Raw genomic sequence first — 25,743 nt, 5'->3', positions numbered from 1 at the left:
GCTGTCGGCCCCGTACGCGGCCGTGCGGGACGCCGGCACCGGCGACCTGTTCGGCGGCGACGCGGGCCGCGCGCAACTACGAGACCTGGGCGCGCGAGGTCCCGTCCGCCCTGGAGTGGCTGGCGGGCCGGCTGAGCCCGCACTGACGGGGGGGACGGCGCCGGGCCCGGACGGCCTACCCGCGCAGGAAGGCCTCCACCTCGGTGGCGAAGGCGACCGGGGTCTCGTGCGGCGGGTAGTGGCCGGCGCCGGGCAGCGGCTGGATGCGGCAGTTCGGGTACGAGACCTGCCAGGTGCCCCGCATGAAGTCCACCGTGAGCGCGAGGTCGTACTCGCCGACGAGGACCAGCACCGGGACGGTGCTGCCCTTCACGGCGGCGGACAGGTCGAGCGGCTGCCAGCTCGCGAGGTACGCGGCGAAGGCCTCCTGCAGGGACACATCGAGGGAGTGCGCGACCATCCGCTCCAGCCAGTACGGGCTCGCGCGGCGGCCGGTGACGATGTCGAGGATGGCGCGGCGGTTCTCCGGGTCGGCGGCGGCCCCGTAGAAGAGGTCGTGGGTGGCGTCGTCCATCTCGTAGGGGCCGGCGGGGACCGGGTTGACGCCGATCAGCTTCTCGACCCGCTCCGGGGCGCGCGCGAGGACCTGCTGCATGGCCTTGCCGCCCATGGAGTGGCCGAGGAGGGAGAAGGTGTCCCAGCCGAGCTCGTCGGCGAGCGCGAGGACGTCGTCGGCGATCTCGGGGAGCGCGTACCGGCCGGGAACGTCCCTGCGGTCGCCGTAGCCGCGGTAGTCGAGGAAGGCGTACGAGAACTCCCGCGGGTCCAGGTGGTCCAGTACGGAGCCCCAGTTGGCGGACGTGCCGAACCAGTCGTGCAGCACGATGACGCGGACGGGGCCGGTGCCGGTCCTGCGGTGGGCGATGGCCATGCGTTCTCCCTCGGTGACGGGGCGGAAAGAATTGCCGCCGTACGTTCTGCCCACCGCACCTGCCATCACACCGTACGGCCGGTACTCCGCCGTCAGGTCGGTCTCGCCGTTCGCCCCTCCGCGATGCGGCGCCCGCGAAGCTCACGCAAGCGTTGACTTCGCGGGCGCCGAAAGCGAGCGGATCCACCCGTACGGGAACGGTCAGACGGTCTTGATCGCCGGGTCCGAGACTCCGGCCGCGCCCGTCTCCACGTGGCCGGCGAAGCGGCGCAGGAAGGTGGTGTCGGCGTCGGAGACGACGGTGACGTCGTACCAGCGGGCCGTGCCGGACAGCGACACGGTGTGCGCGACGGTGGCGCCCGCCGCGACGCGCACGACCTGGGCCGCGCCGCCGTAGGCGTTGGTGACGGTCAGGTTGACGGCCGCCGTGCCCCCGTTGGTCAGGGACAGCACCAGGTTGCCGGTGGACGCGGAGTGGCGGGCCGTGGCCTCGGGGCCGGCCTTCTTCGCCGGGCCCTTCCAGGTGCGCAGGAAGCCGTTCGGGCCCCAGACCGAGAGGTTGATCTGGTTGCCGGTGGAGGCGCTCGTGCTCCAGGTGTCCGACAGGGTCTTGCCCGCCTCGACCGTGTAGGGCCACGGGCCGTCCGTACGGTTGCCCGAGGTGCTGTGGAAGTGGGCGCCGAGGGTCGGACCGGAGGAGAAGGTCAGGGTGAACTTGCCCGTGGAGACGGCGGCCTTGCCGTCCACGTACGGGGCGTAGCCCAGGGCGCGCGTCGGCTTGGAGCCGGCTTCCTGCTTGGGCAGGGTGCCCGTCGCGGGCGGGGCCGGGTTGTAGGACGCGTGGCGGTTCTTGTCCGGCGGTACGTACGAGGCGGTGGACGGCAGGGCGGCGGGCGCGGAGTCGGCCCGGGTGAAGTCGAAGGCCGAGGTCAGGTCTCCGCAGACCGCGCGGCGCCACGGGGAGATGTTGGGCTCCTGCACGCCGAAGCGCTTCTCCATGAAGCGGATCACCGAGGTGTGGTCGAAGGTCTCGGAGCAGACGTAGCCGCCCTTGCTCCACGGGGAGACCACGATCATCGGGACGCGGGGGCCGAGGCCGTACGGGCCGGCCGCGTAGCCGGAGACGCCTCCGGTGTACAGGTCGCCGGTGACGCTCGCCGTGGACAGGCCCCAGGCCGAGGACGTGGGCGGGTACGGCGGGACGACGTGGTCGAAGAAGCCGTCGTTCTCGTCGTAGGTGATGAAGAGGGCCGTCTTCGCCCACACGTCGGGGTTCGCGGTCAGCGAGTCCAGGACCTGCGAGATGTACCAGGCGCCGAAGTTCGTCGGCCAGTTGGAGTGCTCGCTGAAGGCCTCGGGGGCGGCTATCCAGGAGACCTGCGGGAGGGTTCCGTTCACGACGTCCGCGCGCAGCTTGTCGAAGTAGGTGCCGCCCGCCTTGACGTTGGTGCCGGTCCGGGCCTTCTCGTACAGGGCGCTGCCGGGCTGGGCGTTGCGGTAGGTGTTGAAGTACAGCAGCGAGTTGTCGCCGTAGTTTCCGCGGAAGGCGTCGTTGATCCAGCCCCAGGATCCGGCGGCGTTCAGGCCGTCGCCGATGTCCTGGTAGACCTTCCAGGAGACTCCGGCCGACTCCAGGCGCTCGGGGTAGGTCTTCCAGCCGTAGCCGGCTTCCTGGTTGCCGAGGACCGGGCCGCCGCCCGCTCCGTCGTTGCCCGTGTAACCCGTCCACATGTAGTAGCGGTTGGGGTCGGTGGCACCGATGAAGGAGCAGTGGTAGGCGTCGCACACCGTGAAGGCGTCGGCGAGCGCGTAGTGGAACGGGATGTCGTTCCGGGTCATGTACGCCATGGTCGTGGCCGTCTTGGCCGGGACCCACTTGTCGTACTTGCCGTTGTTGTAGGCCTGGTGGCCGCCGGCCCAGTCGTGGTTCAGCCCCGTCAGGAACTGCATGCCGAGGTCGTTGATCTGCGGGTTGAAGGGCAGGATGTCCTTCGTGCCGTTGGACTGGTGGAAGACGGACTTGCCGTTGTCCTGGACGACCGGCCGCGGGTCCCCGAACCCGCGGACCCCCTTCATCGCACCGAAATAGTGGTCGAAGGAACGGTTCTCCTGCATGAGGACGACGATGTGCTCGATGTCCTGGATGGTGCCGGTACTGCCCTGGGCCGAAATGGCGGCGGCCCGCGCGATGCTCTCGTTCAGCATCGTGACGGCGGCGGCGCCACCGGCGATCTGCAGGAACCTGCGCCGATTCAATTCAGTCATGGAGAACGACCTCTGCGGGTGAGACGGGTGCGGGGGATGTCGATGGGCGCCCCAAGGACAGCGGCCCCGGGGTACCGGTCGGCATTGCTTGAATGACAGTGGGCCGTACACCTGGAGAACGGAATACCTCGTCAGACGGTTCATGCCCCACGCGCCACTTCCCTTCAGCGCCGTCGTCCCCGTGCGGCGGCGCGGCGGCCGCGGATACTCACCCGGTCGGCGGGCGGGATGAGCATCCGTATTCAGGACCGGGCCCGGACGGCGCGTCATGGTGAGGACGTGCCGAGATCCTCGCCGGCCGGGCCCGGCGGGCCCTGGTGGTCACCGGGGAGACCCCGAGCCGGGCCGTGCGGACGGCGCCCGCCGACTTCGCCGAGTTCCGCGCCGGCTTCGCGGGCCACACCTTCGGCGACGCGGGGGCTGCCGTCCTCGTGGAGCCGGTGGAGCGCGGCGGGTCCTCCACGTGAACACCGAGACCCACTCCGAGTACTGGCGGGTCGCGGGCATACCGGGCGGTGGCTGCGCCTCGGCGAGTTCTACCCCGTACCGGACGTCGGGCTGCCCGACAACGAGATCCAGGACTGGCTGCTGCGGTTGGCGGACCGGCTCAAGGAGAGCGTGGAGACGGGCGCGGCCCCGGCTCCCGCCACCCCGCGGACCCGCTGGGAGTGGCACGCCCGGTTCCCGGAACTCGGGCAGTTGCTCGGCGGCTGGTTCTCCCAGGACAGGCCGGACGAGTTCGAGGACCACGGGGCGGCCCTGCGGGACTACCCCGACGGCACGGATCCGGGCCTGGTCGCCCAGCTCTCGGGCGAGCTGCACGACCTGCTGTCCCTGCCGCTGGACGAGTCGGACTACGCGGTCGCGCTGGCGGAGCTCGGCATGGAGGTGGATCCGCCCGCCCCCAGCGGTCCCGGCGCATGGCTCGCCGAACTGGCTGACCTGCTGCGCCGAACCGGACGGACCCGATTTCGCGCGGCCCGTTCCGGGACGGACCCGCTCCCTTCCGGAAGCGGGTCCGCGGTCCCGGTCAGCCCTCGGCGGCTGCCGCGGGGGTGAGGCGCAGGGAGATGGAGTTGATGCAGTAGCGCTGGTCCGTGGGGGTCGGGTAGCCCTCGCCCTCGAAGACGTGGCCCAGGTGGGAGCCGCACTTCGCGCACAGCACCTCGGTGCGGACCATGCCGTGGGCGACGTCCGCCTTCAGTTCGACCGCGTCGGAGTCCTTCGGGTCGTAGAAGGACGGCCAGCCGCAGTGCGACTCGAACTTCTCCGTGGAGCGGAACAGTTCGGAGCCGCAGCCGCGGCAGCTGTAGACGCCCTCGGTCTTGGTGTCCGTGTACTCACCGCGGAAGGCGGGCTCGGTTCCGGCGAGGCGCAGTACCTGGTACTCGGACGGCGTCAGCTCCGCCTGCCACTGCTCGTCCGTCTTCTCTACCTCGTACGACATGACTGATCTCCCGTTTTCCCGCTCTTCCCAGAGCCGTCAGTTCGACAGACGGGCCAGGATGGCCGGCCCCAGGTCCGTGACGTCGCCCGCACCCATGGTGAGAACGAGATCGCCGGGCTTGGCCATTCCCGCGATGACGTCCGCGACGGCTTCCTTGGAGTGCTCGGGGGTGACGTCGGCCCCGGCGGCGCGGGCGGCGTCGAGGATGATCTCGCTGGTGATCCCCGGGATCGGGTCCTCGCGGGCCGGGTAGATGTCGAGGACGACCGAGGCGTCGGCGAGGGCGAGGGCCTGGCCCATCTCCTTGCCGAGTTCCTGGGTGCGGGAGAAGAGGTGCGGCTGGAAGACGACCAGGATGCGGGAGTCCCCGGCGGCGGCGCCGCGGATGGCCTCCAGGTCGGCGGTCATCTCGGTGGGGTGGTGCGCGTAGGAGTCGATGACCTGGACCCCGGCGGCCTCGCCCTTGAGCTGGAGGCGGCGCTTGACCCCGGTGTACTTGCCGAGGGCGGAGGCCAGGTTGTGCGCCGGAATGCCGAGCGCGACACCGGCGGCGAGGGCCGCGACGGCGTTGTGAGCGTAGTGGCGGCCGGGCACGGAGACGGTGAAGGTGAGCATCCGCCCGTCGATGACGACGGTGACCTCGCTGGTCAGCCCGCGCGGGGTGATCTTGGTGATCTGGACGTCGGCGGTGGGCTCCTCGCCGTACGTGACGACCGTCAGATCGGGATTGCCGCTGACGCGCCCGGCGATCTCGGCCGCGCCCGCCTGGCCGTGGGCGATGACCAGGGTGCCGCCGGCCGGAATCTTGCCGACGAAGGTCTCGAAGGACGCGTAGATCTCGTCCATCGACGCGTAGTTCGCGTGGTGGTCGAGCTCGGCGTTGAGGATGATCGCGACCTGCGGCGTGTACTTGTGGAAGCTGCGGTCGCTCTCGTCCGCCTCGGCCACGAAGATGTCGCCCTCGCCGTGGTGGGCGTTGGAGCCGGGGGCGTCCAGGTCGCCGCCGATGGCGTACGAGGGGTCCAGGCCCAGCGCCGAGAGGGAGACGGCCAGCATCGAGGTGGTGGTGGTCTTGCCGTGGGTGCCGGCGACGGCGATCGGCCGCAGGCCGTCCATCAGCCCGGCCAGGGCGTCGGAACGGTGCACGACGGGGATGCCGAGCTCGGCGGCGCGGGCCAGCTCCGGGTTGTCGGCGCGGATGGCGCTGGAGACGACCACGCAGGTGGCGTCGTCGGCGAGGTGACCGGCGGCGTGCCCGATGTGGACCGTGGCGCCGTGGGCGCGCAGCGCCTGGGCGGTCTCGGAGTCACGGGCGTCGCTGCCGGCCACCTTGGCGCCGCGCTGGGCCAGGATCTTCGCGATGCCGGACATGCCGGCGCCGCCGATGCCGATGAAGTGGGGCCGTTCCATGGCGGTCGGCAGGCCGGGCTTCATTCAGGTAGCTCCAGGATCGAGTGCGTACGTACGGCAGCCGGATGCGCTCACTACGGGGATGCGCGGTCCGGCCGCCTCCACCCTATTCCTTGTGGGCGAAGAGCTTGAGCACCGGAACGCCGACCTTGTGGCGCGCCCGCGAGGCCCAGTCCCGGTGGAAGAACTCCTCGACGTAGTGCGGGGCGGTCAGCACGATCACCTCGTCGGCGTTGGTTTCGGCCACCACCGCCTTCAGCTTGTCGAGCGGGTGGTCTTCGACGATCTGCCCGACGGCCTTGGCTCCCTTGGCCCGCAGGGACGCGAGGGAATGCTCGATCGCCAGTTCGGCGGGGCCGCGGGCCGCGTCGCCCTCCGGTTCGTCTCCCTCGCGAATGGCCTCGGGAAGCTCACCGAGCGCTACGTCGTCGATGGCGCGCAGCAGCCGGTCCCGGTCGCCGCGGGGCTGCATGAGGACGATGAAGGAGACCTGCTCGTCTCCGTGGAGGGTGGTGACGAAGTCCACGTCGACGGGGGTCAGCGGCTGCTCGATCATCAATACGCTCGTGAACACGGACGCCCTCTCCTTCGTGGGCCGAGACCGGCCGGCCGGCCCCTGCGGAAACCATCCTGCCCCGCTGTCGCACGGGGCCTGTGCGGTTATACCTGCCCACTACTGTGCCCAGCGGAAGCTAAGCGGAACGACAAATTCCGCCTCTCTTCAGATCCGACGGTAACGCGTGAACAGAAACCCGGCCTCTTCCAGCAGGCAGGCCGGTGCGAGCCGGTGCGGAACCGTGACGGACGGACCGCCCGAGATCCGCTGGGCGTCACCCGCCGTGAGCACCGGCGAGATCGTCAGGCACAGCTCGTCCAGCGCGTCCGCGGCCACGAACTGGCCCAGCAGCCGGGGCCCGCCCTCGGTGAGCTGGCGGCGCAGCCCCCGGTCCGCGAGCTCCCGTACGGCCCGGGCCGGGTCCACGGCCGCCCCGTCGCCCGCCACCACCACCTGCGCCCCGGCCTTCGCGGCCTCGGCGACCCGGTCGGCGGGGGCGGCGGCTCCGGTGAGCAGCAGGGTGGGCACCAGCGGGGAGGTGAACAGCGGCAGCGAGAAGTCCAGGTCCAGGCCGGCCGAGACCACGGCGATGGCCGCGGCGGGCCCCTGACCGGCCGCCTCGCGGCGGGCGGCGAAGGCCTCCCGGGCCCGCGCGGGGCGGTAGCCCTCCTGGCGAACCGTTTCCGCACCGACGACGATCACATCGGCCAGGGCTCGCAGGGTGCCGAAGATCCGCATGTCCGTCTCGCCGGAGATCGGCTGCGAACGCCCGTCGTGCTGGGCCGCGCCGTCCAGGGTGGAGACCATGTTGGCCCGCAGCCAGTGGCCGCGGCCGTCCGGGCCGAGCTCGGGGTACTCGTACGCCTCGGCGAGTTCGTCCAGCGACCATTCACGGTCGGTCTGGTCCGCTGATGTCTGATCGGTCACAGGGAACAGGCGTCGCATCGGTGCAGTGTGCCACGCCCCGTAGAGTTAAGAGCTGTGTCAACCTCTCTCTCGCCCTCAGCGTCAGCCTCCGGGCGGCCCCCGATAGCCGACGCGGGACCGCGGTCCCTGTGTGCCCGCGAGCCGCGGGTGCCCGCCGAACGGCTCGTGGCCGAGATGGTGCCACCGCCCCGCTTCGACGCGGTGCGCTTCGACACCTACGACCCGGACCCGCAGCAGCCCAGCCAGTCCGAGGCCGTCACCGTCCTCGCGGACTTCGCCGCGGGCCTCGGAGGGGCGCACGCGAGCGGCTCGGGCAAGAAGCGCTGGTTCTCCAGGACCCCGAAGAGCACGGCTCCGACCGGGCCCCGCGGGGTCTACCTCGACGGCGGCTACGGCGTCGGCAAGACCCACCTGCTCGCCTCCCTCTGGCACGCCACCCCGGCCGAGCCGGCCCTCAAGGCCTTCGGCACCTTCGTCGAGCTGACCAACCTGGTCGGCGCGCTCGGCTTCCAGCAGACCGTGCAGACCCTCGGCGGACACCGCCTGCTGTGCATCGACGAGTTCGAGCTCGACGACCCGGGCGACACCGTCCTCGTCTCTTCCCTGCTCAGCCGCCTGGTCGAGCGGGGCGTGGCGCTGGCCGCGACCTCCAACACCCTGCCGGGCAAGCTCGGCGAGGGCCGCTTCGCCGCCGCCGACTTCCTGCGGGAGATCCAGGGCCTGTCCGCGCACTTCCGCCCGCTGCGCATCGACGGCCAGGACTACCGCCACCGGGGCCTGCCCGAGGCTCCCGCGCCGTTCTCCGAGGAGCAGGTCACGAAGGCGGCGTACGCCACCGAGGGCGCGAGCCTCGACGATTTCCCCGGGCTGCTGGAGCACCTGGCGCGGGTCCACCCCAGCCGGTACGGGGCCCTGACCGACGGCATAACGGCCGTCTGCCTCACCGATGTCGGCCCGGTTCCGGACCAGTCGACGGCGCTGCGGCTGGTGGTCCTGGCCGACCGGCTGTACGACCGGGAGGTCCCGGTCCTGGCGGCGGGCGTTCCCTTCGACCGGCTGTTCAGTGACGAGATGCTGAACGGCGGCTACCGCAAGAAGTACTTCCGCGCCATCTCGCGGCTCACCGCGCTGGCACGCGACGCGAAGCCCCTGGTGTCCCAGTAGGTTTGGGGGCGCCGGGCCGTTCCACGGGCCGGCCGTTTCCACATCTGCGAAGGGATCCACCATGGCTGGCGCTACCCGCAATGCACATGCCGTCTGGGAAGGCGACCTGTTCGAAGGCAAGGGCGAGGTCACCCTCGACTCCTCCGGCCTCGGCAGCTACCCCGTCTCCTGGCCCGCGCGTACCGACGCGGAGGCGAACGGGCGGACCAGCCCGGAGGAGCTCATCGCCGCCGCGCACTCGAGCTGCTTCAACATGGCCTTCTCGAACGGTCTCGCGAAGGCGGGCAACCCGCCGACCAAGCTGACGACCTCGGCCGCCGTCACCTTCGTGCCGGGCAAGGGCATCACCGGGATCCACCTCACCGTCGAGGGCGAGGTGCCGGGCCTGGACAACGACGCGTTCGTCGCCGCGGCCGAGGACGCCAAGCAGAACTGCCCGGTCAGCCAGGCCCTGACGGGTACGACCATCACCCTCAGCGCGAAGCTGGCCTAGCCTCTGCGCTCCGCCCGGGCGGGCCGATGGGTCCCGCCCGGGCAGATCCCGGCCCGCCCGGCCCTGCGGGCAAAGCCAGCCCCGCCGGCGTTCGAGGCGCGGAGCATGGGGCGGAGCCCCGGCGGGGTCCGGGCGGCCACATCCAGCCCTGCGGGCAAATCCAGCCCCGCCGGCGTTCGAGGCGCGGGGTCCGGGGCGGAGCCCCGGCGGGGTCCGGGCAGAGCCCGGGGAACGGTGGAAGGGCGGGGAGGGGCACGGCCCCGCGCAGCGGGCTCCCGCTCCCCGGCCGGGACCGGCGCCCGCGCGGCGCGGCGAGGACGGCGCGGCGGCGTGGTACCACGGGCCGGTCGAAGACCGCCCCCGCACCCGGAGTTTGCGATGAACCTGAGCCGACGCAGTCTGATGGCGGCCGCCACCATCTCCTTCGCGGGATCGCTCGGCGCCCTCTTCGCCGGAGCCGCACCGGGAGCGGGCGCGGGCGCGCGCAGCAACGGCGCGAGGGGTACGGCCGCCTCCACCCGCGGCTACGGCCCGCTCGTGGCCGACCCCGCCGGACTCCTCGATCTGCCCGCCGGGTTCACGTACCGCGTCCTCTCGCGCACCGGCGACCCGCTGCGTTCGGGCGAGGGCACCGTCCCCGGCAACTTCGACGGCATGGCCGCCTTCGACGCCGGGCGTGGCCGCGTCCGGCTGGTGCGCAACCACGAGAACCGCACCACCGCCGCCCTGCGGGTCCCTCCCGTCGAGGGGCTCACCTACGACCCGTACGCCCTCGGCGGCTGCACGCTCCTCGACCTGGACCCGGCCGGCCGGGTCACCGCCGAGCGCGTCGCCCTCGCCGGCACCGCCGTCAACTGCGCGGGCGGCCGTACCCCCTGGAACACCTGGCTGTCCTGCGAGGAGACCGAGGACCGCGCCGGCACCGCCGGCTACACCCGCGACCACGGCTACGTCTTCGAGGTCGACCCCGCCGACCCGCACCGCTCCGGCGCCGTCCCGCTCACCGCGATGGGCCGCTTCGCGCACGAGGCCGTCGCCGTGGACCCGCACCGCGGTGTGGTCTACGAGACGGAGGACGCCTTCACCGAACCCTTCGGGCTCTTCTACCGGTTCTTGCCCGCCCGCCCCCTCGGCGGGCTCGGCTCCCTGCGCGCGGGCGGCGAGCTGGAGGCGCTGCGGGTCCCCGGACTGGCGAACCTGGCGGTGGTGGACGAGCCCGGGGCCGAGTTCCCGGTGGAGTGGGTGCCCGTGCCGGACCCGTCCGCGTCCGGAACCCCGATCCGGCTCCAGGACTTCGGCCCCGGCGGGATCACCCACGCCCAGAAGCTGGAAGGCTGCTACTGGGGCGACGGCGGCGTCCACTTCGTCTCCAGTTACTCCCGCACCCGCGAGGGCTCGCCCGCCGACCACCACGGCCAGGTGTGGTTCTACGACCCGCTGCGCGCGCGGCTCCGGCTGGACGTGGTCTTCGGCCCGGCCGCCGACGTCCGGCTGCCCGGCGACTCCCCCGACAACATCTGCCTGGCCCCCGACGGCGGACTGATGGTGTGCGAGGACGGCGGCGGCGCGCAGTACGTCTTCGGCGTGACCCCCGGCGGCGAGGTGTACCCGATGGCCCGCAACGCCGCCGACATCGGGAAGCCGGGGGCGCCGGAGTGGGGCGAGTTCGCCGGGGTCACCTTCTCCCCGGACGCCCGGACGATGTACGTGAACGCTTACACGCCCGGAACCACCTTCGCGGTGACGGGTCCATGGCAGTGATCCGTACTGCCTTACGGCCCGCCCGCACCGCCCTCCGGCCCGCCCGGCCTGGTCTTTCGTCACGTCGCGGTCCACCGCGTTGTGGTGGAGGATCTTATGGAGTCGACGGATCGAGGTAGGTAGCGGTGGCCAAGAAGGACAGCAGGAAGCCGGCGGGGGCGGCCGGGGCCGCCGAGAACGCGGGTGCCTCGAAGGCCCCTAAGGACGCGAAGGCCGCCAAGGGCGCGGGCGCCGGGGAGACCCCGAAGCCGCCCAAGGGCGACAAGGCCGAGAAGCCTTCCGAGGCGGGGAAGTCCACCGCCGCCAAGGCGGCGAAGGCCGCCAAGGCCGACAAGGCCGACAAGGCCGACAAGCCGGAGAAGGCGGAGAAGCCGGAAAAGGCGTCCAAGGCCGAGAAGGCAGTCAAGGTTCCGAAGGCCCGCAAGGCCTTCCAGGTGGCCCCCGTGGAGGCCGCGGAAGCGGCCGCCCCGCCCGCCAAGGGCGAGAAGGCCGCCAAAGCGGAGAAGAAGGCCGATCCCGGCAGCACCGCGGGCACCGCCACCGCCGCCACCGCCGCCGGTGGGAAGCCGAAGTCCAAGCCCCTCTCGCTGCGCGAGCTGCTCCGCATCTCCGCCGAGAACTCCAAGGGCTCCAAGGGCGCCGCCCGCAAGTCCGCAGGCCACGGGCACGGGCACGGGCACGGCCACGGGCACGGCCACGGCCACGAGTACGGGTACGACGCCCCCCTGAGCCCCCTGCTCCGCGTCCCCTCCGGCGAGCGCGTCGACCTCGGGGCCTTCCGCCCCGGAGCGACCCCGGCCGGTCCCACCGACAAGGCGGCCGGCGTGGCGGCCACCGCCCGGATGGGTGAACGGCTCGCCTCCCTCCAGGAACGGCTCTACGCCGCCAGCACCGCGGGCGACCGCCGCCGCGTCCTGCTCGTGCTCCAGGGCATGGACACCAGCGGCAAGGGCGGCACCGTCAAGCACGTGATCGGCCTGTTCAACCCCTCGGGCTGCCGGATCAAGGCCTTCAAGGCGCCCACGCCGGAGGAGCAGAACCACCCCTTCCTCTGGCGCGTCATGAAGGCGCTCCCCCAGCCGGGCGAGATCGGCATCTTCGACCGTTCGCACTACGAGGACGTGCTGATCGCCCGCGTGCGCGACCTGGTGCCGCGCGGTCAGCTGGGCCGCCGCTACGCGCAGATCAACCGGTTCGAGAAGTCCCTCGCCGACGACGGGGTCACCGTGGTGAAGGTCTTCCTCCACATCGGCTACGAGGAGCAGCGCAAGCGGCTCCTGGAGCGGCTCGACAACCCGGACAAGCACTGGAAGTTCAACACGGGCGACATCGAGGAGCGCTCCGTGTGGCCCGCGTACCAGCAGGCGTACGAGTTGGCCCTGGAGCGCTGCTCCACGGACGCCGCGCCCTGGTACGTCATCCCCTCGGACCGCAAGTGGTACCGCAACTGGGCGATCAGCAAACTGCTGCTGGAGCATCTGGAGGGCATCGCGCCGCAGTACCCGAAGGGTGACTTCGACGTGGAGGAGTGCCGCACCCGTCTGCTTGCCACATAGTCATATATTTTGCGCATGTGACCATCTCAGTGCGCAGGACGGCTGCCGTCGCGGCCGTAGCAGCTCTCAGTGCCGCCCTCGCCGCGTGCGCGGGCGGCACCGGTACGCCGGACGCCGGCGGCCGGGCCCGGATGGGAGCCTCCGCGGCCCCTTCCGATCCGGCCTCCGCCTCCCCTTCCACCGCGGGCTCCGCCGCCCCGCCGGCGAGCCCCCGGAGCAGTCCGCCGGCGTCCCCGCAAGCCGGTGCACCCGGCAAGGCGCCGACCATGGCTCCTGGTCCGGGCGGTCTGACCCCCGTCTTCGACCGCGCGAAGCAGCGCACCGACAAGACGGTGGCGCTGACCTTCGACGCCGACATGACCTCCGACCAGGGGCCGCGCGCGGCGGGCGGGGAGCGCTTCGACAACCCGCAGCTGATCTCCACGCTGCGCACCCTCAAGGTGCCCTCGACGGTCTTCATGACGGGCCGCTGGGCGGAGGAGTACCCGGACCAGGCGAAGTCCATCGGCACGGACCCGAACTTCGAGATCGCGAACCATTCGTACAGCCACCACGCCTTCAAGTCCCCCTGCTACGGACTCCCCACCCTCGACGAGGCCGCCGCCCGCGCCGACGTGGACCGGGCCTTCGAGGCCTTCCGCAAGGCGGGCGCGGTCAACACCGTCCCGTACTTCCGCTTCCCCGGCGGCTGCTACGACGACCAGGCGCTGCGGGCCATCTCCACCGCCAAGGTCACGGCCGTCCAGTGGGACGTGGTCAGCGGGGACGCGTTCGCGAAGGATCCCGACGCGGTGGCCGAACAGGTCCTGGCCGGGGTGAAGCCCGGCTCGGTGGTGGTCTTGCACTGCACGCGCAGCGCCGCCCCGGTCACCGAGGAGGCCATCCGCACGCTCGTCCCGGAGCTGCGCAAGCGCGGCTACCGCTTCGTCAAGGTCTCCGACCTCATCGGCAAGTAGCCCGCGCCCCCTGCTCCGGCCCGCGCTCCGGCCCCTGCTCCGGCCCTCGCTCCGGCCTCAGCCGGAGCAGGCCGTGCGCTGCGCGTCCTGCCACTCGCACACCGGGCACAGCACCACGCCCGGTGTCGCGACCCCGTACTCGGTGGGCTTCCCGCACTCCACGCAGTCGGCGTAGGGCGGCCCGGGCACCCGCCCGGCGGGGGCCGCGGGGGTGGGGCAGTACGAGGAATCGGGCACGTACCGCTCCGTCTGGTCCATGCGTACGAGCCTACTGCCCGGTCAGTGGGCGGCGGCCGACTCGGTGGCCTCGCTCGGGCGGACGATGACGAAGCCCTCGCCGCTGAGCTTCAGCTGGACGGCTTCGCCGGAGCCGCCGCGGATCATCGAGCCGACGGACTGGGAACGGTGCAGCGCCGTCTCCAGGCGGGCGCTCCAGCCGACCACCGCGTCGGTGTCCACGTACACGGGGGTCTGCGGGGTGACCGGGATGATGATCGGATTCCCGTCGCAGACGACGGCGAGCTTCCCGGTCCCGGTGAAGAGGCTGTTGAAGAGGCCGCCTCCGGTCATGCCGGCGCCCTTGAGCATCTTGATCTCGTAGCCGAGGGTCGGATCGAAGCACAGGACGTTGCGGCCGTTGACGGTCAGGGCGTCGCCGGGCTCGAACTCGATGATGAAGCAGTGGCCCGCCCGGTGCGCGAACCAGGCCTCGCCCTGCCCGCGTACGGACATCAGCGCGAGCCCCTCGCCCGTGACGGCGCGCTTGAGCATGCCGCCGATGCCCTGTCCCTTGCGCTCGAACTGCAGGTTCCCCCGGAAGGCGACCATGGAGCCCTGGCGGGCGAGCATCTCACCGTTGACGGTGTACTTCACCGACTTGGCGTTCTGCAGGGTCATACCGGGGACGGCGGACGCCTCGGCCAGGTTCACTGACGCGAAAAGATCACTCTTCATTCCTCGATCCTCGCCCGGCCCGGGCCCCTCGGGCATCAGCCTGGAGGTGGAGGCTGGCAAACTTGGCCGGATGAGCACCGAGGACGCGCGCCACGACACGCAGGTACCCGCAGTCGGGTCCGACAGCCCCTTCCGGCAGGAGCGGATCGCCCGCGACGACGCACCGCAGTACGTCCTCCCGCTGGTCGTGCGGATCGAGAAGGCGGAGCCGCCGGCCCGGACCGACGCCCTGGAGACGGCCGCCCGCGCGGTGCTCGTCCTGCTCACCGACGAGCGGTCGGCCGGCGAGGGCGAGTGGGCGGCGGCGGTGCGGGACTGGCAGGACGCCCGGATCCGCAAGGTGGTGCGCAGGGCGCGCGGGGCGGAGTGGCGCAAGGCCGGGACCCTGCCGGGCCTCACGGTGCACGGCGCGGACTCGGAGGTACGGGTCTTCCCGCCGGTCCCGCTCGACGGCTGGCCCAAGGAGCTGGCCAAGCTCCAGGTGTCGGGCACCGATCTGGACGACCCGGAGCCGGTCGCCCCTGCGGAGGCCGGGCTGCCGGTCCTCTGGCTCAACCCGGACCTGGACATGTCGGCCGGCAAGGCCATGGCCCAGGCCGGACACGCGGCGCAGCTCGCGTGGTGGGAACTGACCGGCCCGGAGCGGACCGCGTGGCGGGAGTCCGGCTTCCGGCTGGCCGTACGGACGGCCGCGCGCGAGCGGTGGACGGAGCTGTCGGGGAGCGGGCTGCCGGTGGTGCGGGACGCGGGGTTCACGGAGATCGCGCCCGGCTCGTGCACGGTGGTCGCGGACCATCCGGCGCTGCGGGCGCGGCTGTAGCGCGGGTTCGCGGGCGCGGCCGTAGCGCGGGGCCCGTGGCTGTGGGCCGCGGGGCCCGTCCGTCCCGGCATCCGGAAACCTCGGCCGGGACCGCAACCTCAAATGTTGCTCTGAACGTCCCCCTGGGCGGGTTGGCCCGGCTCCGTCGGGGCCATCACATCGGCACACGGACCGATGAGAGGGGGCGGGGGACATGAAGCCCATGGCACACCTGGGGGTGGGCATCGGCTGGCGGCCGGAGATCGCGGGGGCGGTGGAAGGCCTGCCGGGGCTGGACTGGGTCGAGGTCGTGGCGGAGAACATCTGCCCCGGCCACCTGCCGGAGTCCCTGCTGCGGCTGCTCGAACGCGGGGTCCGCGTGGTGCCGCACGGAGTCTCGCTGGGCATCGGCGGCGCCGACCGCCCCGACCCGGCGAAGCTGGCCGCGCTCGCAGAGCGGGCCGTGGCGCTGGGGGCTCCCCTGGTCACCGAGCACATCGCCTTCGTACGGACCTCCTCGGTGGCGCCGGGACCGGTGCTCGAAGCCGGTCACCTGCTGCCCGTGGCGCGGACCCGGGACGCGCTGGACGTGCTCTGCGAGAACGTACGGATCGCGCAGGACGCGCTGCCGGTGCCGCTCGCGCTGGAGAACATCGCGGCGCTGGTGTCGTGGCCCGGTGAGGAGCTCACCGAGGCGCAGTTCCTGACCGAGCTCGTGGAGCGGACCGGGGTGCGGCTGCTGATCGACGTGGCCAACCTGCACACCAACCGGGTCAACCGGGGGGAGGACCCGGTGGCCGTGCTGGACGGGATCCCGCTGGAGGCGCTGGCGTACGTGCACGTCGCCGGGGGCGTGGAGCGGGGTGGGGTGTGGCACGACACGCACGCGCATCCCGTGCCGCGCGTGGTGCTGGATGTTCTTGCCGAGCTCCGCTCCAGGGTGGACCCGCCGGGTGCGCTGCTGGAGCGGGACGACGACTTTCCGGCCGGGGCCGAGCTGGCGGGTGAGCTGGCCGCGATCCGGGGAGTGCTGGGTGGCCCGGGCGGCCCTGCGGGGGCTGTCCCCTACCCGCCCTTCCACCGTTCCCCGGGCGCTGCCCGGACCCGCGCCTCAAACGCCGGCGAGGCTGGATTGCGCTCCGGCCCGGACCGCGCCCCGGGCGACGGCGGGGTCGGGGTCGGGGTCGGGGTCGGGGTCGGGGTCGGGACAGCGTCCGAGCCCGACCGCGACCCTGGCGACGGCGGGGCCGGATCGGACGGCGGGGTCGGGGCCGGGCTCGATGCCGCGCGGACTCGGGTCGGGATCGGGCAGGCCGCGCTGTTGTCTGCGCTCGTGGCCGGGACTCCCGTGCCCGAGGGGTTCGACCGGCAGCGGGTGCGCGTACAGGCGCGGGCGCTCGCGGCCAAGCGGGCCGATGTCGTGGCGAAGCTGGCGCCCGAGCTGCCCGGGATCCTGGGCGGGGAGGACGCGTACCGGGAGGCCTTCCTTCGGTACGCCCGGCAGCGGCCCATGACCGCCGGATACCGGCGCGACGCGATGGACTTCGCCGAGCACCTGCTGGTCCGGGACCTGCCCGCCGACCCCGCCGCGCGGCGCCGGCTCACGCTCTGGTGGCGGGACCGGGCCGGGGCCCGGCCGCCGGGCCGGGCCGTGCGCTGGGCCCGCGCCCTGGTGGGGAGGGCGGCGTGAACTTCTTCGACTTCCTCGCCGTGGCCGTCTGGATCGGCGTCATCACCTCCGGCGTCCTGCTCCTGCGCGGCCTGTGGCGGTCGCGGCCGGCCACCCTCGGCCCCGCCCCGCGCCTGCACGACCTGTCCGAGGCCGCCTTCATGGCCGGCGGGCCCGGCGCGGTGGTGGACGCCGCGCTCGTCTCGCTGCTCTGCGACGGCCGGATGCTGGTCGGCGGGCCCGGCATCGTCCAGGTCCGGCCCGGGGTGCGGGGCGCCGACCCCGCCCAGCGGGCCGTGCTCCAGGCCTGCCAGGGTGCCGCGTCCGGGTGGCTCTACCAGATCCGCTACGCCGCCATGCGGGACCCGGCCGTCCAGGAGACCGGCGACGCGCTGGCCGCCCGCGGGCTGATCGCCGCGCCCGGCGGCCGCCGCCGCTGGCTGCGCCACGGGGTGGTGCAGGCCGTGGTGTGCGGGGTGCTGCTCGTGCTCTCGCTACCGCTGTCCTTCGTGGCCTTCGCCCTGCAGGACGGGCCCGTGAGCTTCCACGTGCCGTTCATCGTGGAGGTGCTGCCCGTCCTGCTGGGCGGGATCGTGGTGGGCACCGTCGGGGCCTCCCGCGCCCGGCGGCGGATCACCCCGGCGGGGGCCGAGGCGCTGCGCTTGGTCCGCGCGCACTACGGGGCCGACCAGAGCCCGTACGTCCAGACCTCGCTGTTCGGGCTGCGGGGCCTGCGGGACCCGTACCTGCGCGAGCAGTTGGTGCCGGCGGCCCGCGGGACCCGGCTGGCGGCGGCCCAGTCCCGATCGCGTTCCGGCGGCCCGGGGTCCGACTGGGACTCGGGCACAGCGATGGTCCCCGTGGTCTGGTGCGCGGGTTCCAGCGGCGGCGGGTCCGGCGGGGCGGGCTGCGGATCCTCCGGTGGGAGCGGCTGCTCCTCGGGGTCGGGCTGCGGATCCAGCGGGTCCGGCTGTTCGAGCGGCTCCGGCGGGTCGAGTTGTTCCAGCGGTTCCAGCGGATCGAGTTGCAGCAGTTCTTCCAGTTCCAGTTGCGGCAGCAGTTCCTGACCGCCCATCACGGACCCGTCACGAGCCGCTCACACCTCGGCACAGGGCTGTACCGGGCGGTTCTGCGTCTTGTAGAACTCGGACATGTTCTGGGTCCTGTTCCTCCTCCTCGCCTGGGCAGGGCTGCTGTTCGCGTGCACCCGCCTCCTGAAGGCAGCCTCCGAACTGGCGGAGCCCCCGCCGGGCACCGACGCCCGCCACCACCACGACGAGCTGAGCCTGTACGAGGCCGCCTACCTCGCCGGGGGCCCGGAGCGGGTGGCCGAGCTGACCCTGCTGTCGATGCAGCGCCAGCGGCGGCTGCTGCTCGCGCACACCGGCTGGGCGACGGTGGTCGACCCGGTGGGGCGCGATCCGCACGAGTGCTCGGTGCTCGGCGCCTTCGGGCCGGACGGGCAGGAGCCGGTGACCTCCGTACGGTCGGCCGTGGCGCGGGACGCGGCCGTACGGGCCCTCGCGGAGCGGCTTGGAGAAGCCGGGCTCGCGTCGCGCGACGAGGCCCGGCGGGACGTCGAGTCGGGGATCCGGTCGGTCCGGCGGGCCACCGTGCTGGTCCTCGGCATGATGGTCGCCGCCCTGTGCGTGCCCGATCCGGGGACCACGACCACGATGATCCTGTGCTGGTTCGCGCTGCCGCTGATCCTGGCGCTGGGCTGCCTGGCCATAGCCCGCGTCGAGGGGCACGGGCAGTCTGGGTGGGCCTCCCCCGCCGGCCGGCGGCTCCTCGTGGAGCTGGGGCGGGAGCAGGGCGCGCGGGGCTCGCTCACCGCGGTGGCCCTGCGGGGGCTCCGCGCCGTCACGGATCCCGAGCTGCGGGCGGCCCTCACGTACGGCAGGCGGGGGCGGATTCCGCGGCAACGGGGGCATTGAGCGCGACACCGGCCGGTGGTCCTGTACAGGAGGCCGCCCGCCGGATCTCATCGGGAGGTCCGATGAGATGAGAGGCCCGCCATGCGCATGCCCCGGGTGCCCGCCACGGTCGCGCTGGCCGCCCTCGCGCTGGCCGCCTCCCTGCCGATGACCGCCGGCGCCGAGGCCGCTCCCCCGGGCCCGCCCGGGGTGACGGCGGGCCCATCGACCTCGGGCCCATCGACCGCAGACGCATCGGCCGCGGACCCGCCTTCGGACGCATCGCCTGCGCCCCCGGGTCCCGCCGGAGCCGCCCGGGCGGCCGCCGAGGCCGCCGGGGCCGAGCTCGTGGCCCGGCTGGCCTCGGCCGCGGCCTCCGCCGCGCGCGGGGGGCCGTCCGGCCCGGACCGGGATCCGGCACCGGACCGTCAGGGTGCCCGCGACGGGCTGAAGTTCGGGCCCTGTCCCGTCGCCGAGGGGCTCGGCCCGGACGTGCGGTGCGGCACGCTCCGGGTCCCGGTCGACTACGCCCGGCCCTTCGGCCCGCGGACCGAGATCCTCGTCAGCCGGGTCGCCGCCTCCGGCGCGGGCGGGGTCCGGCGGCAGGGGGCGCTCGTCTACAACCCCGGCGGACCGGGCGGGAACGGCCTGTTCTTCCCGCTCGTCGCCGGCCTCCCGGAGTGGCGCCGGGTCGGCGCCGCCTACGACCTCGTCGGCTACGCCCCGCGCGGGGTGGGCCGCTCGGGGCACCCGCTGTCCTGCCAGGACCCGGCGCGGTACGACCGGGCCCCGTCGGAGGCCGCCGGAGCGCGGCCGGACGCCGCCGCGAAGCAGACCCGGATCGCCGCCGCGCGGGCCTACGCCCGCGGCTGCGCGGAGCGGGCCGGGGCCGACCTCGGCTCGTACACGACCCTGAACAACGTCCGCGACCTGCACGTGCTGCGTGCCGCGCTCGGCGAGAGCGGGCTGACCTTCATGGGGGCCTCGTACGGCACCTACCTCGGCGCGGTGTACGCCACCCTCTATCCCGGCCACGTCCGCCGGATGGTCTTCGACTCGGCCGTCGACCCCGACCCCCGCAAGGTCTGGTACCGCGACAACCTCGCCCAGGCCGCCGGCTTCGAGCGCCGCTGGGCCGACTTCCGCGCCTGGGCCGCCCGCCACCACGCCGCGTACGGGCTCGGTGCCACCCCCGAGGCGGTGCGGGCGAGTTACGAGCGGGTGCGGGCCGCGGTGGCCCGCGAACCGGCGGGCGGGGTGGTCGGCACCGGGCAGCTGCACTCCGCGTACCTGCGGGCCGCGTACTACGACGAGGTCTGGCCGGACCGCGCCGCGGCCCTGGCGGCGTTCCTGCGCGGCGATCCGCGCCCGCTGGTCTCGCTTGCCGCCCCGGACCCGGCGGCGGCCGTCGAGGGCGAGAACGCCACGGCCGTCTACACGGCGACCCTGTGCAACGACGCCCCGTGGCCCGCCGACTGGGAGACCTGGGACCGCGACAACACCGAACTGGCCCGCACGGCCCCCTTCGAGACCTGGGCCAACGCCTTCCTGAACCTGCCCTGCGCCTTCTGGCCGGTGCGCGAACGGCAGCGGCCGGTGGACGTGGGGGTACGGCCGGACGCCCCGCTCCCCCGCACGCTGATCGTCGCGGCGGAACGGGACGGCGCCACCCCGTACGGGGGCGCGCTGGAGCTCCAGCGGCGGCTCGGGCCGCTGGCCGGGCTGGTGACGGAGGTGGGGGCCGGCACCCACGGGGTGGTCGGCGGACGCAACGACTGCGTGGACGCTCACGTGGAGCGGTACTTGCTGACAGGTGACACGGCGGGATCACGTGTCACGTGTGCGCCGCATCCGGAGCCCGCACCGGTGTCGCTGGACGACCGGGCAGCGAGCACCCGGGGGCACCCCAGGGCACTGCTGCCGCCAGTCGTCTGAACTTCCGGGCGGGATCTCCGGCTGCGTCGATTCGGGGGCAGGGCCTCCCGATCCCCGGAGGACGCCGGTCAGCGGTCCTCCGGTCCTTCCCCCCAGGGGAGGTCTCTAGGCGAGTCCGTCCACCAGATCGGCGACGGACTTGCGGCGCCCGGTGTAGAAGGGCACCTCTTCGCGGACGTGCATGCGGGCCTCGGAGGCGCGCAGGTGGCGCATGAGGTCGACGATGCGGTACAGCTCGTCGGCCTCGAAGGCCAGCAGCCATTCGTAGTCGCCGAGCGAGAAGGAGGCGACGGTGTTGGCGCGCACGTCGGGGTAGCCGCGGGCCATCATGCCGTGGTCCTTGAGCATGCGGCGGCGGTCCTCGTCGGGCAGCAGGTACCAGTCGTAGCTGCGCACGAAGGGGTAGACGCTGACGTAGTCGCGCGGCGTCTCGTCGGCCAGGAAGGCCGGGATGTGGGACTTGTTGAACTCGGCCGGACGGTGCAGGGCCATGTTCGACCAGACCGGCTCCAGCGCGCGTCCCAGCTTGGTGCGGCGGAACAGGTTGTACGCGGTCTGCAGCTCGTCGGAGGTCTCCGCGTGCCACCAGATCATGATGTCAGCGTCGGCGCGCAGGCCGGAGACGTCATAGGTGCCGCGGACGGTGATGTCCTTGGCGGCCAGCTGGTCGAACAGCTCCTGGACCTCGTCGGCGAAGCCGGCGCGGTTCTCGGGGAGCACGTCCTTGAGCTTGAAGACGGACCACAGGGTGTAGCGGATGACCTCGTTGAGGTCCTTCGCCTTCTTCCCCGCGTTGGGAATCTTCTCTGGTGCAGTCATGTGTCTATTGTCCCGTGTGCTGATCAGTGGTCGGTGCCAGGGGTGCCCCACCGGCCCCCAACGTGGCGATCACCACGTCGGCGGCCTTGCCCGCGCTCGCGATGCAGGCGGGGACGCCGACCCCGTCGTAGAGCGCTCCGCACACCGCGAGGCCCGGCAGCGCCGCGACGGCGGAGCGGATCCGGGCCACCTTCCCGAGGTGGCCGACGGGGTACTGGGGCAGGCCGCCGTCCCAGCGGGTGACGGTGGAGGCCACCGGGCGGACGGTGGGCCCGAGTCCCACGGCCTCGCCGAGGTCGGCGAGGGAGACCCCGACCAGTTCCTCGTCGGAGCGCTTGAGATCCCCCTCGTCGCCGTGGCGGCCGACGGAGGTGCGCAGCAGGAAGAGGTCGGGATCGGTCCCGGCCCAGGCCCACTTGTTGCTGGAGAAGGTCGAGGCCTTGATCGTCCGGCCGTCCACGGGCGGTACGAGGAACCCGCTCGCGCCGCCGTCGGCGATCGCGCCCGGCAGGTCGCGGCGGCGCAGGGCCATCGTGACCAGGGCCATGGAGGCGTACTCGACCCCGCGCAGCTCGGTGGCGGCGGCGGGCGCGATCCGGTCGAGCAGCCGGGCGGCGGGCCCGGCCTGCACGGCCACGACCACCCCGTCGGCCTCGATGACCTCGGCGCCACCTGCGCCGTCCGTGCCTTCCGCGGGTCCGGCGACCACGCGCCAGCCGGTGGGCGTACGGGTCAGCTCGCGCGCGGGGCTGTCGAGGAGGATGCGGGCTCCGGCCGCGCGGCAGGCCTCGGCGACGGCGAGCGGGAGCCTGCCGATGCCGCCGTCGATGCCGGAGAAGACGGGGCCGGTGTGCCCCGCCCGGGCCGCCCGGGCCTGCAGGTCCCGTACGCCCTCGCCCAGGGAGGCGTGGGTGCGGGCGGCTTCGAAGAGCTGGGGGACGGCGGCCCGCATCGAGATGCGGTAGGAGTTGCCCGCGTAGACCCCGCCGAGCAGCGGTTCCACGAGCCGGTCGACGACCTCGTGGCCCAGCCGGGCGGCGACGTACTCGCCGAGGGCCACGTCCTCGCCGATCTCCTGCGGCTCCAGCGTGTCCTCGGCCCCGGCCCGGGCCAGGCCCTCGGCGGAGAGCACTCCGGACGCGGCGAGCGGGCCCAGGTCGCCGGGGACGCCCATGACGTGACCGCCGGGCAGGGGCCGCAGCGCGCCGCGGGTCCAGAGGCGGGCGGTGGCGGTGGCGGGCGGCTGCAGGGCTTCGCCGAGGCCGACCGCGCGGGCCAGTTCGAGTGCTTCGGGGCGGCGGGCGAGCACGGATTCGGCGCCGAGGTCCACGCGCAGGCCTGCCAGTTCGCCCGAGCGCAGCTTGCCGCCGAGGCGCGGGCCGGCCTCCAGGAGGGTGACGCGAAGGCCCTCGGCGAGCAGCCGGTGGGCCGCCGCGAGGCCCGCGATTCCGCCGCCGATGACGACGACGTGCCCGGCGGGGGCCGGCCGGTCCGTACGCGTGTCCGCTTCGTGCATGGACACATCGTCTCAGACCGCTCATCGGGCGATCGCCGAGGCCTGACCGTGACCGCTTCGGCACCAGCTCGGGACCGCGCGTACGAAACCCGGGACGGGGCCCCGTACGTCAGAACGTCAGAACGTCGAAGGACAGATGCGCATCCGGCGATTCGGACACCTACCGGGGGGACCCAACGATGCACACCCAGCACAGACGTTACGGGCGGTACGGACGGCGTTCGGCGACGGCCCTGGCGGCGCTCTCCCTGACGGGGGCGCTCGTCCTCACGGGCTGCGGCTCCGGCGGTGACGACAAGAGCATGAGCAAGGCGGACTCGGGGTCCACCCAGCAGCTGGAGGCCGGACAGGGCGGGTCGGCGGCTCCGGCCCCGGCCGCGTCGGCCGCGCCGGGCGCACCGGCCCCGGCCGCCGAGAAGAACCAGCCGCAGGCTCCCGCCGTCCGCACGCAGATCATCCGCACGGCGACGCTCGGCGTGGAGACGGCCGACGTCCAGAAGGCGACGGCCGGCGCCCGGACGGCGGCGGAGAGCGCGGGCGGGTACGTGGGCAACGAGGGCACCACGCGCGCGCCCGATGGGTCGATGACCTCGACGGTGACCCTGCGGGTGCCGGGCGAGCGCTTCGACGCGGTGCTCGCCGCGATGGAGGGCGCCGGGAAGCTGCTGGAGCGCAAGGTCGAGGCGCAGGACGTGACGCAGAAGGTCGCGGACGTCGACAGCCGGGTCAAGTCCCAGCAGGCGAGCGTGGTGCGGGTGCGGGAGATGATGGAGAAGGCCTCGGGTCTCAGCGAGGTCGTCACCCTGGAGTCCGAGCTCAGCAAGCGCCAGGCCGATCTGGAGTCGCTGCTCGCGCAGCAGACGGCGCTCAAGGACCAGACCTCGCTCGGCACGATCACGCTGACGTTCTCGGAGCCGGGGAAGCAGCCGGTCAAGGAGAAGGAGAAGCCGGATCCGGGCTTCTCCGACGCCCTGGCCGGCGGCTGGAAGGTCTTCGCCTCGGCGGTCCTGTACCTGCTGATGGCGCTCGCCGCGGCCTCGCCGTTCCTGCTCAGCGGCGCGATCCTGCTGCTCGCCTGGCGGCTGTACCGCAAGTGGCGGCCGGCGCGGGCGAAGTCGGACGCGGCGGACCCGGACGCGACGCCGCCGCCGGTCCGGGACTGATCACCCGTACGCCCGTAGCGTGGTCCCCGCAGACATCGGCGGTGGGGAAGGACGGTACGGGCGCATGGCGAACGGCACGGAGCGGCTGGTGGTGGTCGGCGGTGACGCGGCGGGGATGTCCGCCGCGTCACAGGCCCGGCGGCTCAAGGGCCCGGCGGAGCTGGAGATCACCGCCTTCGAGCGCGGGCACTTCACGTCGTACTCGGCGTGCGGGATCCCGTACTGGATCGGCGGCCTGGTCGACGGCCCGGACGAGCTGATCGCCCGGACGCCCGAGGAGCACCGCGCGCGGGGCATCGACCTGCGGACGCGGACGGAGGTCGTGGAGCTGGACCTCGCGGGAGCGCGGGTGCGCGCCCGGGATCTGGAGTCGGGCGCCGAGTACTGGACGGGGTACGACAAGCTCGTCCTCGCCACCGGCGCCCGCCCGGTCCGCCCCCGGCTGCCCGGGATCGGCGCGCACGGGGTGCACGGGGTGCAGACGCTGGACGACGGGCAGCGGCTGATGGCGGACCTGGAACGGACGGCGGGCCGCCGGGCGGTGGTCGTGGGCGCCGGGTACATCGGCGTGGAGATGGCGGAAGCCCTGCTCGGGCGGGGCTTCGAGGTCACCGTGCTGCACCGGGGCGAGCAGCCGATGTCCACGCTGGACCCGGACATGGGCGGGCTCGTCCACAGTGCGATGAACGGCATGGGCATCCGAACGGTCGCCCGCGCCGAGGTGACGGAGATCCTCACCGACGCCGAGGGCCGGGCCCGCGCGGTGGTCACGGCGGCCGGGGAGGAGTACCCGGCGGACGTGGTCGTCCTCGGCCTCGGCGTCGAGCCGCGCACGGCGCTGGCCCGCGCGGCGGGCCTGCCGCTGGGCGAGTCGGGCGGACTGCTGACCGACCTGTCCATGCGGGTCCGCGGCCACGAGAACATCTGGTCGGGCGGCGACTGCGTGGAGGTCCTGGACCTGGTGGCGGGCCGGATGCGGCACATCGCGCTGGGCACGCACGCGAACAAGCACGGCCAGGTCATCGGCTCGGGCGTGGGCGGCGGCTACGCGACCTTCCCGGGCGTGGTCGGCACGGCCGTGAGCAAGGTCTGCGACCTGGAGATCGCCCGTACGGGGCTGCGCGAGCGCGACGCCCTGGCCGTCGGGCTCCGCTTCGTCACGGCGACGATCAGCTCGACGAACACGGCGGGCTACTACCCGGAGGCGGCGGAGATGACGGTGAAAATGCTGGCGGAACGCCGTACGGGCCGCCTCCTCGGCTGCCAGATCGTCGGCGGCCCGGGCTCCGCGAAGCGGGTGGACATCGCCGCGGTGGCCCTGACGGCCGGCATGACGGTGGACCAGATCGTCTCCCTGGACCTGGGCTACGCCCCGCCGTTCTCCCCGGTCTGGGACCCGGTGCTGGTCGCCGCCCGCAAGGCGGTCACCGCGGTGCGGGCGGCGGGGGTCTAGCCCTGCGGGCCGCTTCCCCGGGCTCCGCCACGGACCCCGCGCCCCAAACGCCG

23 protein-coding genes and 1 pseudogene are annotated in these 25,743 nt (G+C 73.4%); 14 read left to right on the top strand and 10 right to left on the bottom strand.

The annotated features are described in order from the left end of the window. Window positions 1-175 precede the first annotated feature (175 nt). Both ACIQV3_RS18765 and ACIQV3_RS18760 read right to left on the bottom strand, forming a co-directional pair. Window positions 176-931: an alpha/beta fold hydrolase gene (locus tag ACIQV3_RS18765; RefSeq protein ID WP_403713504.1), complete on the bottom strand. Its 756-nt coding sequence runs from the start codon at window positions 929-931 to the stop codon at window positions 176-178. Between the two features lie 201 nt (window positions 932-1,132). Beyond that, a complete protein-coding gene (locus tag ACIQV3_RS18760) occupies window positions 1,133-3,196 on the bottom strand; it encodes a phosphocholine-specific phospholipase C (protein ID WP_403713503.1) in 2,064 nt (687 codons plus the stop codon). Between the two features lie 317 nt (window positions 3,197-3,513). On the opposite strand from ACIQV3_RS18760, the gene ACIQV3_RS18755 reads away from it, so the two are divergent. Together ACIQV3_RS18755 and ACIQV3_RS18750 are read left to right on the top strand one after the other, a co-directional pair. Next, window positions 3,514-3,663 carry a hypothetical protein gene (locus ACIQV3_RS18755; RefSeq protein WP_403713640.1) on the top strand — a complete coding sequence of 50 codons (150 nt, stop codon included), beginning with the start codon at window positions 3,514-3,516 and terminating at the stop codon, window positions 3,661-3,663. 52 nt (window positions 3,664-3,715) lie between these two features. Continuing rightward, a pseudogene (locus tag ACIQV3_RS18750) lies at window positions 3,716-4,255 on the top strand (contact-dependent growth inhibition system immunity protein); the annotation flags it as partial. Here the strand turns inward: ACIQV3_RS18750 and msrB are convergent. The 4 genes from msrB to ACIQV3_RS18730 form a co-directional block, all read right to left on the bottom strand. Next, entirely contained in the window at window positions 4,227-4,643 is a 417-nt protein-coding gene (gene msrB, locus ACIQV3_RS18745) for a peptide-methionine (R)-S-oxide reductase MsrB (protein ID WP_403713502.1), read from the bottom strand. The pseudogene ACIQV3_RS18750 and the gene msrB overlap by 29 nt on opposite strands. A 36-nt stretch (window positions 4,644-4,679) precedes the next feature. Further along, a complete protein-coding gene (murC, locus tag ACIQV3_RS18740) occupies window positions 4,680-6,077 on the bottom strand; it encodes a UDP-N-acetylmuramate--L-alanine ligase (protein ID WP_403713501.1) in 1,398 nt (465 codons plus the stop codon). An 82-nt stretch (window positions 6,078-6,159) separates the two neighbouring features. Continuing rightward, entirely contained in the window at window positions 6,160-6,627 is a 468-nt protein-coding gene (locus ACIQV3_RS18735) for an indole-3-glycerol phosphate synthase (protein ID WP_403713500.1), read from the bottom strand. Window positions 6,628-6,774: 147 nt separating this feature from the next. Continuing rightward, entirely contained in the window at window positions 6,775-7,554 is a 780-nt protein-coding gene (locus tag ACIQV3_RS18730) for a pyrimidine reductase family protein (RefSeq protein WP_403713499.1), read from the bottom strand. Window positions 7,555-7,590: 36 nt separating this feature from the next. Between ACIQV3_RS18730 and zapE the strand changes: the two genes are divergently transcribed. The 5 genes from zapE (at window position 7,591) to ACIQV3_RS18705 (ending at window position 13,466) form a co-directional block, all read left to right on the top strand. Then, on the top strand, window positions 7,591-8,700 hold the full coding sequence (zapE, locus tag ACIQV3_RS18725; protein ID WP_403713497.1) for a cell division protein ZapE: 1,110 nt from the start codon (window positions 7,591-7,593) through the stop codon (window positions 8,698-8,700). Window positions 8,701-8,761: 61 nt separating this feature from the next. Further along, window positions 8,762-9,193: an OsmC family protein gene (locus ACIQV3_RS18720; protein ID WP_327303848.1), complete on the top strand. Its 432-nt coding sequence runs from the start codon at window positions 8,762-8,764 to the stop codon at window positions 9,191-9,193. A gap of 378 nt (window positions 9,194-9,571) precedes the next feature. Beyond that, window positions 9,572-10,954: an alkaline phosphatase PhoX gene (locus ACIQV3_RS18715; protein WP_403713496.1), complete on the top strand. Its 1,383-nt coding sequence runs from the start codon at window positions 9,572-9,574 to the stop codon at window positions 10,952-10,954. 725 nt (window positions 10,955-11,679) lie between these two features. Then, window positions 11,680-12,510: a PPK2 family polyphosphate kinase gene (locus tag ACIQV3_RS18710; protein ID WP_403713639.1), complete on the top strand. Its 831-nt coding sequence runs from the start codon at window positions 11,680-11,682 to the stop codon at window positions 12,508-12,510. Window positions 12,511-12,527: 17 nt separating this feature from the next. Beyond that, window positions 12,528-13,466: a polysaccharide deacetylase family protein gene (locus ACIQV3_RS18705; RefSeq protein WP_403713495.1), complete on the top strand. Its 939-nt coding sequence runs from the start codon at window positions 12,528-12,530 to the stop codon at window positions 13,464-13,466. 57 nt (window positions 13,467-13,523) lie between these two features. Here the strand turns inward: ACIQV3_RS18705 and ACIQV3_RS18700 are convergent, their stop codons facing one another. Together ACIQV3_RS18700 and ACIQV3_RS18695 are read right to left on the bottom strand one after the other, a co-directional pair. Further along, complete coding sequence (locus ACIQV3_RS18700) at window positions 13,524-13,724, bottom strand: hypothetical protein (protein WP_403713494.1); 201 nt, start codon at window positions 13,722-13,724, stop codon at window positions 13,524-13,526. Between the two features lie 21 nt (window positions 13,725-13,745). Then, on the bottom strand, window positions 13,746-14,420 hold the full coding sequence (locus ACIQV3_RS18695; protein WP_403713493.1) for an AIM24 family protein: 675 nt from the start codon (window positions 14,418-14,420) through the stop codon (window positions 13,746-13,748). Between the two features lie 70 nt (window positions 14,421-14,490). On the opposite strand from ACIQV3_RS18695, the gene ACIQV3_RS18690 reads away from it, so the two are divergent. The 5 genes from ACIQV3_RS18690 (at window position 14,491) to ACIQV3_RS18670 (ending at window position 20,739) form a co-directional block, all read left to right on the top strand. Continuing rightward, window positions 14,491-15,240, top strand: coding sequence for an aminoacyl-tRNA hydrolase (locus tag ACIQV3_RS18690; protein ID WP_403713492.1), 750 nt, complete (start codon window positions 14,491-14,493; stop codon window positions 15,238-15,240). Window positions 15,241-15,433: 193 nt separating this feature from the next. After that, complete coding sequence (locus ACIQV3_RS18685; RefSeq protein ID WP_403713491.1) at window positions 15,434-16,909, top strand: DUF692 domain-containing protein; 1,476 nt, start codon at window positions 15,434-15,436, stop codon at window positions 16,907-16,909. Then, complete coding sequence (locus ACIQV3_RS18680) at window positions 16,906-17,955, top strand: TIGR04222 domain-containing membrane protein (protein ID WP_403713490.1); 1,050 nt, start codon at window positions 16,906-16,908, stop codon at window positions 17,953-17,955. The genes ACIQV3_RS18685 and ACIQV3_RS18680 overlap by 4 nt, the downstream gene beginning before the upstream one ends. Window positions 17,956-18,039: 84 nt before the next feature. Next, window positions 18,040-18,825 carry a TIGR04222 domain-containing membrane protein gene (locus tag ACIQV3_RS18675; protein WP_403713489.1) on the top strand — a complete coding sequence of 262 codons (786 nt, stop codon included), beginning with the start codon at window positions 18,040-18,042 and terminating at the stop codon, window positions 18,823-18,825. An 81-nt stretch (window positions 18,826-18,906) separates the two neighbouring features. Then, entirely contained in the window at window positions 18,907-20,739 is a 1,833-nt protein-coding gene (locus tag ACIQV3_RS18670; protein ID WP_403713487.1) for an alpha/beta hydrolase, read from the top strand. 105 nt (window positions 20,740-20,844) lie between these two features. Here the strand turns inward: ACIQV3_RS18670 and hemQ are convergent, their stop codons facing one another. After that, window positions 20,845-21,558 carry a hydrogen peroxide-dependent heme synthase gene (gene hemQ, locus ACIQV3_RS18665; RefSeq protein ID WP_327303858.1) on the bottom strand — a complete coding sequence of 238 codons (714 nt, stop codon included), beginning with the start codon at window positions 21,556-21,558 and terminating at the stop codon, window positions 20,845-20,847. A gap of 4 nt (window positions 21,559-21,562) precedes the next feature. Then, entirely contained in the window at window positions 21,563-23,074 is a 1,512-nt protein-coding gene (gene hemG, locus ACIQV3_RS18660; protein WP_403713486.1) for a protoporphyrinogen oxidase, read from the bottom strand. A gap of 179 nt (window positions 23,075-23,253) precedes the next feature. On the opposite strand from hemG, the gene ACIQV3_RS18655 reads away from it, so the two are divergent. Both ACIQV3_RS18655 and ACIQV3_RS18650 read left to right on the top strand, forming a co-directional pair. Continuing rightward, the gene (locus ACIQV3_RS18655) at window positions 23,254-24,237 is read left to right on the top strand and encodes a DUF4349 domain-containing protein (protein WP_403713485.1); all 984 of its coding nucleotides are present in this window, start codon (window positions 23,254-23,256) and stop codon (window positions 24,235-24,237) included. A 64-nt stretch (window positions 24,238-24,301) separates the two neighbouring features. Then, a complete protein-coding gene (locus ACIQV3_RS18650) occupies window positions 24,302-25,690 on the top strand; it encodes an FAD-dependent oxidoreductase (RefSeq protein ID WP_403713484.1) in 1,389 nt (462 codons plus the stop codon). Window positions 25,691-25,743: the final 53 nt, after the last annotated feature.

Source organism: Streptomyces sp. NPDC099050, from assembly GCF_044759865.1.
Lineage (GTDB): Bacteria > Actinomycetota > Actinomycetes > Streptomycetales > Streptomycetaceae > Streptomyces.
This window is presented reverse-complemented; position numbering and strand designations above follow the sequence as displayed.

Bases quoted from the DNA above. Each gene is read 5' to 3' on its own strand.
- ACIQV3_RS18700 (WP_403713494.1), bottom strand. From the start codon at position 13,724: ATGGACCAGACGGAGCGGTACGTGCCCGATTCCTCGTACTGCCCCACC.
- murC (WP_403713501.1), bottom strand. From the start codon at position 6,077: ATGAAGCCCGGCCTGCCGACCGCCATGGAACGGCCCCACTTCATCGGC.
- ACIQV3_RS18685 (WP_403713491.1), top strand. From the start codon at position 15,434: ATGAAGCCCATGGCACACCTGGGGGTGGGCATCGGCTGGCGGCCGGAG.
- ACIQV3_RS18730 (WP_403713499.1), bottom strand. From the start codon at position 7,554: ATGCGACGCCTGTTCCCTGTGACCGATCAGACATCAGCGGACCAGACC.
- ACIQV3_RS18715 (WP_403713496.1), top strand. From the start codon at position 9,572: ATGAACCTGAGCCGACGCAGTCTGATGGCGGCCGCCACCATCTCCTTC.
- hemG (WP_403713486.1), bottom strand. From the start codon at position 23,074: ATGCACGAAGCGGACACGCGTACGGACCGGCCGGCCCCCGCCGGGCAC.
- ACIQV3_RS18675 (WP_403713489.1), top strand. From the start codon at position 18,040: ATGTTCTGGGTCCTGTTCCTCCTCCTCGCCTGGGCAGGGCTGCTGTTC.
- ACIQV3_RS18765 (WP_403713504.1), bottom strand. From the start codon at position 931: ATGGCCATCGCCCACCGCAGGACCGGCACCGGCCCCGTCCGCGTCATC.
- hemQ (WP_327303858.1), bottom strand. From the start codon at position 21,558: ATGACTGCACCAGAGAAGATTCCCAACGCGGGGAAGAAGGCGAAGGAC.
- ACIQV3_RS18690 (WP_403713492.1), top strand. From the start codon at position 14,491: ATGAGCACCGAGGACGCGCGCCACGACACGCAGGTACCCGCAGTCGGG.
- ACIQV3_RS18695 (WP_403713493.1), bottom strand. From the start codon at position 14,420: ATGAAGAGTGATCTTTTCGCGTCAGTGAACCTGGCCGAGGCGTCCGCC.
- msrB (WP_403713502.1), bottom strand. From the start codon at position 4,643: ATGTCGTACGAGGTAGAGAAGACGGACGAGCAGTGGCAGGCGGAGCTG.
- ACIQV3_RS18720 (WP_327303848.1), top strand. From the start codon at position 8,762: ATGGCTGGCGCTACCCGCAATGCACATGCCGTCTGGGAAGGCGACCTG.
- ACIQV3_RS18760 (WP_403713503.1), bottom strand. From the start codon at position 3,196: ATGACTGAATTGAATCGGCGCAGGTTCCTGCAGATCGCCGGTGGCGCC.
- ACIQV3_RS18655 (WP_403713485.1), top strand. From the start codon at position 23,254: ATGCACACCCAGCACAGACGTTACGGGCGGTACGGACGGCGTTCGGCG.
- ACIQV3_RS18670 (WP_403713487.1), top strand. From the start codon at position 18,907: ATGCGCATGCCCCGGGTGCCCGCCACGGTCGCGCTGGCCGCCCTCGCG.
- ACIQV3_RS18650 (WP_403713484.1), top strand. From the start codon at position 24,302: ATGGCGAACGGCACGGAGCGGCTGGTGGTGGTCGGCGGTGACGCGGCG.